The sequence below is a fragment of the Lachnospiraceae bacterium oral taxon 096 genome (genome assembly GCA_018141845.1).
Lineage (GTDB): Bacteria > Bacillota > Clostridia > Lachnospirales > Lachnospiraceae > F0428.
Genome location: CP073340.1, coordinates 2,087,473 through 2,099,272, shown reverse-complemented (window position 1 = coordinate 2,099,272; position 11,800 = coordinate 2,087,473). Strand labels below are relative to the sequence as shown.

Annotated in this window: 12 protein-coding genes and 1 pseudogene; 11 read left to right on the top strand and 2 right to left on the bottom strand. The window is 39.7% G+C overall.

The genetic code is table 11. From position 1 onward, the window contains the following. Nucleotides 1–23: 23 nt before the first annotated feature. The gene (locus tag J5A74_10145; GenBank protein QUI95713.1) at nt 24–959 is read right to left on the bottom strand and encodes a carbamate kinase; all 936 of its coding nucleotides are present in this window, start codon (nt 957–959) and stop codon (nt 24–26) included. A gap of 116 nt (nt 960–1,075) precedes the next feature. On the opposite strand from J5A74_10145, the gene J5A74_10140 reads away from it, so the two are divergent. Continuing rightward, complete coding sequence (locus J5A74_10140) at nt 1,076–2,095, top strand: glycosyltransferase family 2 protein (GenBank protein QUI95712.1); 1,020 nt, start codon at nt 1,076–1,078, stop codon at nt 2,093–2,095. A 38-nt stretch (nt 2,096–2,133) separates the two neighbouring features. Here the strand turns inward: J5A74_10140 and J5A74_10135 are convergent, their stop codons facing one another. Beyond that, the gene (locus J5A74_10135; protein QUI95711.1) at nt 2,134–2,820 is read right to left on the bottom strand and encodes a phosphoesterase; all 687 of its coding nucleotides are present in this window, start codon (nt 2,818–2,820) and stop codon (nt 2,134–2,136) included. A 130-nt stretch (nt 2,821–2,950) separates the two neighbouring features. On the opposite strand from J5A74_10135, the gene J5A74_10130 reads away from it, so the two are divergent. From J5A74_10130 to ureA, 10 genes and pseudogenes are all read left to right on the top strand, one after another. Beyond that, complete coding sequence (locus J5A74_10130) at nt 2,951–3,442, top strand: HD domain-containing protein (GenBank protein QUI95710.1); 492 nt, start codon at nt 2,951–2,953, stop codon at nt 3,440–3,442. After that, complete coding sequence (locus J5A74_10125) at nt 3,443–4,786, top strand: MATE family efflux transporter (protein ID QUI95709.1); 1,344 nt, start codon at nt 3,443–3,445, stop codon at nt 4,784–4,786. A 3-nt stretch (nt 4,787–4,789) separates the two neighbouring features. Beyond that, a complete protein-coding gene (locus J5A74_10120) occupies nt 4,790–5,989 on the top strand; it encodes an alanyl-tRNA editing protein (GenBank protein QUI95708.1) in 1,200 nt (399 codons plus the stop codon). Between the two features lie 17 nt (nt 5,990–6,006). Next, complete coding sequence (locus J5A74_10115; GenBank protein ID QUI95707.1) at nt 6,007–6,957, top strand: ABC transporter permease; 951 nt, start codon at nt 6,007–6,009, stop codon at nt 6,955–6,957. Further along, the gene (locus tag J5A74_10110; GenBank protein QUI95706.1) at nt 6,941–7,732 is read left to right on the top strand and encodes an ABC transporter permease; all 792 of its coding nucleotides are present in this window, start codon (nt 6,941–6,943) and stop codon (nt 7,730–7,732) included. Before J5A74_10115 ends, J5A74_10110 begins: the two co-directional genes overlap by 17 nt. Continuing rightward, entirely contained in the window at nt 7,729–9,222 is a 1,494-nt protein-coding gene (locus J5A74_10105) for a hypothetical protein (protein ID QUI95705.1), read from the top strand. The genes J5A74_10110 and J5A74_10105 overlap by 4 nt, the downstream gene beginning before the upstream one ends. Continuing rightward, nucleotides 9,223–10,011, top strand: coding sequence for an ABC transporter ATP-binding protein (locus tag J5A74_10100; protein ID QUI95704.1), 789 nt, complete (start codon nt 9,223–9,225; stop codon nt 10,009–10,011). After that, nucleotides 10,002–10,724, top strand: coding sequence for an ABC transporter ATP-binding protein (locus J5A74_10095; protein QUI95703.1), 723 nt, complete (start codon nt 10,002–10,004; stop codon nt 10,722–10,724). Before J5A74_10100 ends, J5A74_10095 begins: the two co-directional genes overlap by 10 nt. A gap of 11 nt (nt 10,725–10,735) precedes the next feature. Continuing rightward, nucleotides 10,736–11,002: a TIGR04076 family protein gene (locus J5A74_10090; GenBank protein ID QUI95702.1), complete on the top strand. Its 267-nt coding sequence runs from the start codon at nt 10,736–10,738 to the stop codon at nt 11,000–11,002. Between the two features lie 108 nt (nt 11,003–11,110). Next, a pseudogene (gene ureA / locus J5A74_10085) lies at nt 11,111–11,785 on the top strand (urease subunit gamma). Nucleotides 11,786–11,800: the final 15 nt, after the last annotated feature.

Here is an 11,800-nt window from a genome sequence, read left to right as displayed (position 1 = left end):
AATTTTATTTTGGATATTTTCACTTAGGCAGTAATAATGGTTCCCGCCTTATTTTCAAGTGCAGCAAGGCTTTGCTCTCTTGAGGTAATAATCGCCCTTTTTCCCTCACCAGAGGAAACGAATTGAATGGCAGCTTCCACCTTAGGCAACATGCTCGAAGCCTCAAACTCTCCATTGGCAATGTATTGTCTTGCCTGTGCAACGGTCATTGAAGAAATGGATGTCTGGTTGTCCTTACCAAAATTTGTAAATACATGGTCTACAGAGGTCAAAATCATTAAGGTGTCAGCATCAAGATTTGTGGCGAGGAGACCACTTGCCAGGTCTTTTTCAATAATTGCACCTGCACCAATGAGATTTTCATTTTGCTGAATGACAGGAATGCCACCGCCACCACAGCAAATCACTGCCTGGTCAGCATTGATAAGAGCCTTGATGGCGTCAATTTCTATAATAGAGATTGGTTTAGGTGAAGCTACCACTCTCTGGAATCCCTTTCCAGCAATTTCAGTGGTATAATTTCCCTTGTCTTCCTCTTCAATGGCTTCCTCAGCACTGAGATAGCGTCCTACTTTTTTGGTTGGGGCATTGAAGGCCTCGTCAAATGGATCTACGGTGACCTGAGTGAGGATGGTGCTCACAGGTGTGGAAGAACCCTTGCGAAGGAGAGCAGTGCGAAGTGCATTTTGTAAGTCATAGCCAATATAACCTTGGCTCATTGCAGAGCAGACGCTCATTGGAGCGTTGGTATAACCTTCGTGATTTTTGGCAAATTCATTCATTGCTGTATTGATCATCCCTACCTGTGGAGCATTGGAGTGAACAATGGCGGTTTGCCAACCTGCTTGAATGTAATCAGCAATAAATTCAGCCGTCTTTGCAATCGCCTTTTTTTGCTCTGGAAAATTTATTCCTAAATCCTTGTGTCCAAGGGAAATAACTAATCTTTTCTTTCCCATTGTAGTACCTCCATATTCTTAATATTTATATGCAATTTATTATAACTTTTTTGAAGTGGAAAAAGCAATAAAAATCATTTATAATTGTAGGATAGAAAAAAATGAGAGGGGAAAAAATGAAAATATTAAGTATTGCTGTTCCCTGCTACAATTCGGCAGCATATATGAGAAAATGTATTGAGTCATTGCTTGTGGGCGGTGAAGATGTAGAAATTTTGATTGTTGATGATGGTTCGACTAAGGACAACACAGCAGAGATTGCAGATGAATATGAGAAGAAGTATCCAGGAATTTGCAGAGCAATTCATAAGGAAAATGGCGGACATGGCGATGCCGTGATGCTTGGTCTAGCACAGGCAACGGGGAAATTTTTTAAAGTTGTTGATTCTGATGATTGGGTAGACAAAAAGTCTTATCAAAAGATTTTGAAAAAATTAAAGGAATTAGAAGAGAAAAACGAAAGACTAGATCTTTTGATTAGCAATTTTGTCTATGACAAGGAGGGAGCAGTAAGGAAGCGAGTAATGAACTACAGAAAAGTACTCAAAGAAAATAGACTGCTTTCTTGGGAGGACATTGGAAGATTTTGGCCAGGTCAGTATATTTTGATGCATTCTGTCATTTATCGAAGAGAATTACTTTTGGAGTGTAACTTGCATTTGCCAAAGCATACCTTCTATGTCGATAATATTTTTGTATATCAGCCACTGCCCTATGTAAAAAAATTGTACTATATGGATGTAAACTTTTATCGCTACTATATTGGACGAGAGGACCAGTCAGTCAATGAACAGGTGATGATTAGTCGCATTGACCAGCAGCTTCGTGTCACAAAGATGATGATTGACTTTTATGATCCTTACCAATTAAAGAGCAAGAAGTTGAGAAGATATATGATTTTGTATTTAGAGATTATGATGACAATTTGCTCTATTCTTGCGATTCAGTCAAAGCTTCCAGAGAATATGGAAAAGAAGAAAGAAATTTGGCAGTATTTAAGAGAAACAAATCCAAAACTCTACAAAAGGCTGCGCTACGGATTGCTTGGGCAAGTTATGAATTTACCAGGAAAGTTTGGAAGAAAGATTGCCGTCTTGGGCTATCAGATTTCACAAAGAGCATATGGATTTAATTAGAAACGAAAAGGGCCTTTGCGTGTGCAAAAGCCCTTTCCTTAGCCAATAATTTGTGAAGTTTCTTTTTCTGCTTGTTCCTGATATGCTGGTGCATGACTATAAATCAATGCATAGGCAAAGTAGCAAAGGATGGTCGCACCGGTGACATCAATAATGGAGTGTTGCTTTAAAAATACAGTGGACATACAAATGGAAATGGCAATCACAGCCGATAGTATTTTTAATTTTGGATGATGTGCAAAGTGCTTACTCTTTACTATGGCCAGATGTGTTCCCAAGGAGTTATAGACATGAATACTTGGAAAGACATTGGTCGGGGTGTCGCTGGCATAAATGAGAGACACTAACTTTGTTGCCCAATTTTTATTGGCATCCAGCACAGGACGAAAGTCTGTGCCATTTGGATAAATTTGGCAGATAAAAAGTGATATACTCATTCCTGCGGCCAAAAACAGGATGTATCGATAAAATTCGGCCTTGTCTTTAAAAAAGAAGAAAAACACAAGACCCGCAACATATAAAAACCAAATGTAATATGGGATGATAAAATATTCATTAAATGGGATATAGTCGTCAAGGGCACTGTGCATAATATGATAGGCACTCTTTGCAGTGATTGTTCTTTCTAAGTAGATGTACCAGGAAAGATAGAGTGCAAAATAGGAAAATGCCCAGGCATGACGGTATTTCTTTAGTGTAGCAAAAAAATTGTTTTTCATACGCATCCTCTTTCTTTTTTGTTGACCTCTTAACTAAGCTATTATAATCCCTGAATGTGGTATGTGCAAGAACTATATTTTTGGAAAAATAGAGAATATAATAATAAAAATAAAATTGTAAAAAAGGAGAGAAAAAATGACAATTAGTGAAGTCATTGTAAAAATGATTGATTTTAGTGAAGGAAATGAGCATGACATTGCTCATTTTTTGCGGGTATGGGGATATGCAAAGATCATTGGAGAGTGCAGTGGATTGGATGAGAAGGAGGAAAGAATTGTGGAATTATCAGCCATTGTACATGATATCGCCTGTCCGAAGCTTCGACCAATTTATGGATGCGCACCAGGAGATAAACAGGAAGAAATGGGAAAGGAGATGGTAAAGGAATTTTTTGCTGATACAGATGTGAGCGAGGAAGAAATCATGCGAGTGGCCGAACTGGTTGGCCTTCATCACACCTATCATCCTATTAGTTTGGCTCATCAGGTATTACTTGAAGCTGACTTTTTAGCCAATGCGGGAGAAGATGAAAAGTACACAAAAATGGCAAAGAAGATGAGAGAAAATGTATTTCAAACAAAGACAGGGATTCATCTTTTAGAAAGTATGTTTTTAGAGGCAAGATAAATGGACAAACAGGAACAATTATTGACTTCTGGCAGTGTGCAAAGATGTATCATTGAATTTGCCATTCCTTTATTTTTGGGGAATTTATTTCAACAATTGTACAATGCGGCAGATTCTTTGATTGTGGGAAGATATTTGGGCAGCAATGCCCTTGCAGCGGTGAGCACTTCTGGAAATTTAATTTTTTTAATCGTTGGATTCTTTAGTGGCATCGCCTCGGGAGCAGGTGTCATTATTGGTCGCTACTTGGGGGCAAGGGATGCCAAGGGAGCAGAGGTGGCTGTACACACAACGGTAGTTATTGGTATGATTGGCAGTATTTTGATGACTTTTATCGGAACAATATTTGCAAAGCCTGTATTACAATTGATGGGTACACCAGAAGAAGTGCTTGGCGATTCAGTTACTTATTTTCAAATTTATTTTTTGGCATCTGTGGGCTTTGTCATGTATAATATTTTTGTGGGCATTTTACAGGCAGCAGGAGATAGTCGGCATCCGCTGTACTATTTGATGATCTCTTCCATCATTAATGTGGTTCTTGATCTTGCTTTTATTCGAGGAATGCACAAGGGTGTCGGAGCTGCTGCATTGGCCACGGGAATCTCCCAGCTTGTCTCTGCATTTTTGTGTATGGTTCAACTGTTGAGAGTAAAGGCAGATTATCGCTTGGTGCCAGGGAAAATTCGGTTGAACCTTTCGATGGCAAGGAGAATTATCGATCAAGGTTTGCCAGCAGGAATTCAAAATTCAGTGATGTCCTTTTCCAATGTGGTCATTCAATCCTATATCAATGCCTATGGTGCAATGGCAATGGCTGGAATTGGAGCTTATGTCAAGATTGAGGGATTTTTGTTTATTCCTGTGACTAGTTTTGCACTGGCATTGACAACATTTGTCAGCCAAAATATGGGAGCAAGGCAGGAAGAAAGGATTAAAAGAGGTGTGCGATTTGGCATTGGAATCATTTTAGTGTCGGCTCAAGTGCTGGGCATTTTGATGCTTATTTTTGCAAAGCCACTGCTTGGTCTGTTTGATCATACGCCTCAAGTCATTCAATTTGGCTATGATCGCTGCAAATTTGTGGTGATGTTTTTCTTTTTGTGTGCATTTACTCATGCCATGGGAGCGGTACTTCGTGGCATTGGGAAACCAGCTGTGCCGATGATTGTCTTTTTAGTCTGTTGGTGTATTGTAAGGATTATTTTCTTATCTGTGACCGAAATTTTTGTACACAGCATTGTGACGACTTATTTAGTCTATCCGATTACATGGACTTTAAGCTCTGTCACATTATTTATTTACTATAAGCGATTGAATATAGAAAAAATTTTACAGGGGTAGTTGATGAATAGGGAAGCATTATATTATAAGGATATCAAAGAATTTGATGCTACAGTGCTCTCCTGCGAAAATGCAGGGGAGTATTTTCGCATTGTACTTGATACAGAGGGCTTTTATCCAGAAGGTGGAGGTCAGCCGAGTGACCATGGAAAAATAATAGGGAATGGTCAAGAGATCGATGTGCTCGATGTACAAATAGAGAAGGGGAAGGTTGTTCATTATACAGATGCACCGCTAGATTGTGGGCATGTTCATTGCATTATTGATTGGGACAGAAGAATGAGAAACACACAAAATCACTCGGGAGAGCACATTCTATCAGGACTGGTGAACAAGAAGTTTGGCTACAACAATGTGGGATTTCACATGGACACACAATCTGCTCAGACAAAAGGGGCAATGACCATTGATTTTGATGGGGTTCTCACTTGGAATGAATTGATGGAAATTGAAAATAAGGCCAATGCCATTGTAGTACAAGATCGGAAAGTGAGTGTTCTTTGGCCTTCAAAGGAGCAATTAAAGGATCTTCATTATCGAAGCAAGAAGGAATTATCAGGGAATGTACGCTTAATTGAGATTGATGGGGCAGATTTGTGTGCCTGTTGTGGAACTCATGTACATACCACAGGAGAAATTGGAATGATCAAATGTCTCTCGATCATGAACTATAAGGGGGGCGTGCGTGTGGAAATGGTCTGTGGAAAGGATGCACTTGATGATTATCGGAAGAAGCATGAACTACTACAAAGGGTCAGTAGAATGCTTTCTAGCAATATAGACACACTTGAAGAAGCTTTGCAGAGCCAAAGGAGAGAAAAGGAAGAAAGAGAGAAAAAACTAGGTAGTTTGTATCGAGAGTATTTTATGCTATATAAGACCTCAAGAAAATGGGTGGAGGGGGTGTATTTGATTTTAGTAGAAAATATGGAGCCTGTACAGATTCGCCAATTTTGTGATTTTTTGCTTAGGGAAACTTGTGTAAAGACGGTGATCATTGGTTCAAAACTTTCGTCACAATATTCCTATGTCATTGGGACGAAGACAGGGGATGCCAGAGAAATAGGTAAAAAGTTAAATGCCACACTAAATGGTCGAGGTGGTGGAACGAAGGAAATGGTTCAGGGAGCATTTTTAAGTACAAAGGAAGAAGTGATCAAAGAAGTGAAGGCGATGGATCCTATGGTCCATTTTGAAGAATAGCGATAGAGGAAAGTAGAATGAAATATATTTTTTTTAGAATCATCAAGGCCATTCCTGTGGTTCTTGGTGTGACGATATTGACTTTTTTACTGTTATATTTTAGTCCGCTTGACCCTGCACAGATTCATTTTCATCAACTTGGTGTGACACCGACAAAGGAGATGCTGTTTGAGTTTCAGGAGAAAAATGGGCTAAATGTTGGATTTATTGGTCAATATCTGCATTGGTGGAGGGGAATTTTGCACGGCGATTTTGGAGAATCCTTTGCCGATGCTATTCCTGTCATAAAAAAGTTGTCGATTGCCATACCCTATACTGTAGTTTTGGCTTTTGCATCCTTATTTTTGACTTTGCTGATTTCGATTCCATTTGGATTTTTTGTGGCAATACATGGGGAGAAAAAATCATCAAAAGCCATTCAATGGATTTGCACGCTAGTGATTTCTTTGCCAAACTTTATTGTGGCCCTTGGGTTGATGTATTTACTTTCATCACGCCTCCATTTAATTCCAATTCTAACAGAAAGTAAACTAGTTGGGGGAATTATGCCAGTACTGACTCTGAGTATTGGGATGAGTGGAAAGTACATTCAGCAAATTGAAGTGATGACAAGAAATGAACTTCATCAGGAATATGTTTATGGAATGTTGGCTAGAGGAATTTCAAGGCGAAGTATTTTGATCCACACCGTGTTAAAAAATGTGAGTGTGGAATTGGTGACTATTGTAGGAATGTCCTTTGGCTCGCTGCTTGGGGGAGTGGCGGTTGTGGAGAGTATTTTTAATTGGCCGGGACTTGGAAAATTAATGGTAGATAGTGTCAGTGCACTGGACATTCCTGTGGTTCAGGGGATTGTGCTTTTTATGGCATTGAGCTATATTGTTATCAATTTATTTACTGATCTATTGTATGGTGTGCTCGATCCGAGAATTCGAATAGGAGGCAGAGATTATGCAAAAGAGAGCTAAGTATTTATTTTTTATTCTCATTTTTTTCTTTGTCCTTTTGTTGTGCTTTGGGCCATTGCTTATCCAAAAAGGGGCAAATGATGCTCAGCTTTCCAATAGTTTACAGCCACCAGGCAAAGAATTTTTCTTTGGCAGTGATTTTTATGGGCGAGATATCCTGATTAGAAGTATTGTGGCGGGGCGAACGAGTATTATGGCAACAGCCATGGTTATATTAATTTCTGGAATATTTGGGATTGTCTTTGGAATGTTTAGTGGATATCAAGGTGGAAAATGGGATCAGCTATTGATGGGGATTTGTGATATTTTTTTGGCTTTTCCACAAATGATTGTGGCAATTGGAATTGCGGGCATATTGGGCGGAGGGCTAAAAAATGCAATGATTGCTCTTGGATTGAGCAATTGGACACTCTATGCAAGACTTGCTCGCTCAGCCACCTTGAAGGAAAAAGAAAAAAATTATGTTACAGCACTGAGATTTTCTGGTCTCAGCCACGGGGAGATTATCTTTTTTCATATTTTAGGAAATATCAAGGATATTTTGTTGGTGACAATGACATTAAACTTTGCTAGCATTTTGATGGGACTTTCAGGGTTGAGTTTTTTGGGTATTGGAGCAAAGGCGACACAGCCAGAGTGGGGAGCCATGATTAGCGAGGGAAGATTGTATATAACGAATGCACCATGGGTGAGCTTTTTTCCTGCACTCTTTGTTGTTTTCACGGTATTTATTTTTAATATTTTGGGACGGATGTTACAGGGAGGTAGGCGATGAGACGATGGTTTCTGATTTTTGTCATGGCGTTTCTGCTTATGGGATGTTCGCAGAGAAATCAAAAAAAAGAAAAAGTGTTTACTATGGGAACAGAGGAGTTTTCAAAGGGGATTGACCCATCTAATGAATGGGATGGATGGTACACTATGCGCTATGGCATTGGAGAAACTTTATTTTCACTGGATGAAAATTTACATCCTCAGCCATGGTTGGCCAGTGGCTATCGGGCGATTTCTGCAAATATATGGGAAATTGATTTAAAGTCAGGCATTTTATTTTCAGACGGAGATACTTTGACACCGCAGATGGTGGTGAAAAATTTTGAGCACATTGCAAAAAAGAATAAGAGAGCAAAGTTTTTAGAAAATGCCAGCTATGAAATTTTTGGCAATACAATTCGAATCACGATGGCACAGCCAAGGGCATCTTTGATTGGGGATTTAGCAGATCCTTATGCTTGTATGATTGATTTGGATCACAGCGATGAAAATCATATTGTGGGCAGTGGACCTTATACTTGTGAGGAATTTGTTGCCGATCGGCATATTATTTTAAGACCTAATCCATATTATTGGGATGGCAAGCCAAAGATGGACAAGGTAGTGGTCAAGAAAGTCTTTGACAAAGAGACAGGAGCTATGGCATTAGATAATGGGGAGCTGGATGCCTTTGTGGCTTTAAATGAGCAAAGTTATCGCATCTTTGAAAATTTGAAAAAGTATCATGCACAATCCATTGAAACTTCAAGGCTCTATGCGGTGTATTATAATCCTGAAACCGTGGAAAAACCTCTTCGCGAGGCCATTCATTTGGCCATCAATAAGGAGGAAATGGCACAATATTTATTTTACAAGAATATGACGCCGACCAATACCCCATTTCCAGACTCGACAGGTTTTGGAGACAGTGAGGTAAAAATAGCAAAATATGATGTTGAGAGGGCTAGAGAAATCCTTGAGCAAAGTGGATATCGAGATGAAGATGGCGATGGATATCTTGAAAAGGATGGAAAAAAAGTTCAGTTGCATATTCACTATTATCAAAGATTGTCCAATGAGCAGGTAGCCACACAGCTCATTACTTCTCTTCGCAATATTGGAATTTTTGCAGATATTACTAAAAATATGGATTCAAGTTATCTAAAAAATGGAAATTATGATTTGGGACTCTACACAGTTGTTACCTTGCCAAAGGGAGACCCACAGAGTTTTTTGGAGGATGTCATGGGTAGGGAAGGAGTTTCTAATTTTAATCATTTTTCAGATAGCAGAGCAGATGAATTATTGAATCAATTTTTAACTGCCACAGGACAGCAAGAGCGGACAGAGATTGCAAGGCAGTTGGTACAAATTTATAGTGATGCCTACTACATGGAGTGTATTGGATTTGCACATTCTAATGCGGTGACAAAGAAAAATGTACAGGGATTTATTTTGAGCCCTTCGCAATATCGCCAAATTAGTGTAGATTTGGACAAGGGAGGTGAATAGGTGAAGGTACTTGAAGTGGAAGGACTCAGTTGTAGCTATGGAGAAAATAAGGTACTGGAGGAGATTTCCTTTTCTATCAGTGAAGGAGAGATTCTTGGGATTGTCGGTGAGAGCGGAAGTGGGAAGAGCACAATTTTTCACAGCATTTTGGGATTAAAAAAGGAGTTAAAAGTCGAGACAGGAAAGATCCTTTTTCGTGAAATTGACTTTTTACATATGCTACCAGAGAACAAGGCCATGTATCTTGGCGATCAATTGGGAACTGTCTTTCAAAATTCTACGGCTGCACTCGTACCGACAAGAAGAATTGGAAAACAATTTGAGGAGACTGTGCGCGCAAAAAAGAATTGGAGCAAGAAAGAGATTAAAAAGAGGGCGATTTCCCTCTTTCAACTTTTGAGGCTGAAGGAACCAGAGTGCATCTATCGAGCATATTCTTTTGAGCTTTCTGGGGGTATGCAACAAAGAGTGGCCATTGCATTGGCATTCATTTTAGAACCAAAGATTTTACTTTGCGATGAACCGACAAGTGCACTTGATGCTCGAGTGGAATATGAGATTGTTCAAGAGCTTGCGAGACTTCGAAGAAATCAAGGAGTGGCCATGATGATGATTACCCATAATCTGGCACTGGCCATGGCTCTTTGTGACAAGATTGTAGTACTAAAGGATGGAAAAATTGTGGAGAGTGGAAGCACAGATGAGGTCATTGCCAATCCAAGGGCAGAGTATACAAAGGAGTTATTGGAGGCTGTGCCAAGGCTTGGAAAGAGGAAGATATGGAAGTGATGAAAATTCAGGGAGTAGGAAAGCGTTATGGCAGGCGATGGGCATTAAAAGACATCAATGTAGATTTACAAAGTGGAGAGATCCTTGGCATTATTGGAGAAAGTGGCAGTGGAAAGACGACGCTTCTTCGCACCATGGCTGGGCTGGTTCGACCAAATCGTGGAGAAGTGCTCCTTGAAAATAGACCAATACAAAGTCATCAAAAAGATTTCTATCAAAATGTGCAAATGATTTTTCAAGATGCAAGAAGCTCATTTGATCCACAAAAAACCATTGGTCAATCCTTTGATGAAGTACAAAGACATCTTTGTAATGTGAAGGTAGATAATGGGGAGCAATTGGCCAAAGTGGGATTATCTAGCGAATGTGAACATTGTTATCCTCATCAACTCTCTGGGGGACAATGTCAAAGAGCAGCGATTGCGAGGGCACTTTTGGTGATGCCGAAGGTATTGCTTTGCGATGAAATTACAAGTGCACTCGATGTCTGTGTGCAAAAGAATATTATTGAATTGTTGGTAGATTTACGAAAGAGCAATCATATTAGTGTGGTCTTTGTTTCTCATGACCTTGCCCTAGTCAGCAATTTTTGTGATCGCATATTGATTATGTATGATGGAGAAATTGTGGAACAGGGAAGGACAGAGGAAGTTTTACATCATCCAAAGAATTCATATACGAAGGATTTACTGGGGCATATTTTATTAATTTAGTGAGGAGAAGGATGGCAAGACGACCAAAAATTAAGATTACAGTGACTGATCGAAGGGGAAAGATGGGATGCCACAGAGGGCATCATGTAGGGGAAGTGTTTGACTATGATACCGAGAGGGGAAAAATTTGTCCGATGGCAATGCATTGTGCATTTCCCTATATTGACATTTTGCGCTATGGCGGATCGATTCCAGGGCAGCCAAAAAATACCGCAGAATTTTGTTGCTCCGATGCAGACACGATTATGGTATTTAAGGCGGAAATAGAAAGTGAATAAAAGGTATTGAAAGAAGACTGAAAATAGAGTATAATATTCTCGATTTTGAGGCAAAGACGCCAAGGAGGTTTCCTTGGCGTCTCTTTTTTTACGAAAGGAGGATATATTATGCGTCTGACACCAAAAGAACAGGAGAAATTGATGCTCCATCTTGCAGGAACACTCGCAAAAGAGAGAAAAGATAGGGGGGTAAAACTCAACTATGTGGAGGCCATCGCCTACATTAGTTCTGAGCTTATGGAGCTTGCAAGAGATGGAAAGACCGTAACAGAGCTTATGCGCCTTGGCACAAAGATTTTGACCGTTGATGATGTAATGGCTGGAGTGAGCGACCTTGTGACTGAAGTACAGGTTGAGGCAACATTCCCAGATGGTACAAAATTAGTTACTGTACACAATCCGATTCAGTAAGGGGGGAGAAAAATGAAAATTGGAGAAATTATGCCAAAGGACAGAGAAATTGAGCTCAATGCTGGGAAAGAAACTGTTCAAGTTGTAGTGACGAATAAGGGAGATCGACCAGTTCAGGTTGGATCACACTATCATTTTTTTGAGGTAAATCGATGTCTTTCTTTCGACAGAGAAAAGGTGTATGGATTCCATCTTGATATTCCATCAGGAACTTCTGTCCGTTTTGAACCAGGTGAGGAGAAGAAGGTGCAATTGACAGCAATTGGCGGAAATAAGAGAGTGTTTGGCTTAAATGACCTCACACGTGCTCAGGCGACAGATGCGACAAAGGCAGAGTCTATGGAAAATGCAAAGCTTAAAGGTTTTTTATAAACTGATGGAGGTAAG

Bases quoted from the DNA above. Each gene is read 5' to 3' on its own strand.
- J5A74_10140 (QUI95712.1), top strand. From the start codon at position 1,076: ATGAAAATATTAAGTATTGCTGTTCCCTGCTACAATTCGGCAGCATAT.
- J5A74_10090 (QUI95702.1), top strand. From the start codon at position 10,736: ATGGCAAGACGACCAAAAATTAAGATTACAGTGACTGATCGAAGGGGA.
- J5A74_10130 (QUI95710.1), top strand. From the start codon at position 2,951: ATGACAATTAGTGAAGTCATTGTAAAAATGATTGATTTTAGTGAAGGA.
- J5A74_10110 (QUI95706.1), top strand. From the start codon at position 6,941: ATGCAAAAGAGAGCTAAGTATTTATTTTTTATTCTCATTTTTTTCTTT.
- J5A74_10145 (QUI95713.1), bottom strand. From the start codon at position 959: ATGGGAAAGAAAAGATTAGTTATTTCCCTTGGACACAAGGATTTAGGA.
- J5A74_10095 (QUI95703.1), top strand. From the start codon at position 10,002: ATGGAAGTGATGAAAATTCAGGGAGTAGGAAAGCGTTATGGCAGGCGA.
- J5A74_10105 (QUI95705.1), top strand. From the start codon at position 7,729: ATGAGACGATGGTTTCTGATTTTTGTCATGGCGTTTCTGCTTATGGGA.
- J5A74_10120 (QUI95708.1), top strand. From the start codon at position 4,790: ATGAATAGGGAAGCATTATATTATAAGGATATCAAAGAATTTGATGCT.
- J5A74_10135 (QUI95711.1), bottom strand. From the start codon at position 2,820: ATGCGTATGAAAAACAATTTTTTTGCTACACTAAAGAAATACCGTCAT.
- J5A74_10125 (QUI95709.1), top strand. From the start codon at position 3,443: ATGGACAAACAGGAACAATTATTGACTTCTGGCAGTGTGCAAAGATGT.
- J5A74_10115 (QUI95707.1), top strand. From the start codon at position 6,007: ATGAAATATATTTTTTTTAGAATCATCAAGGCCATTCCTGTGGTTCTT.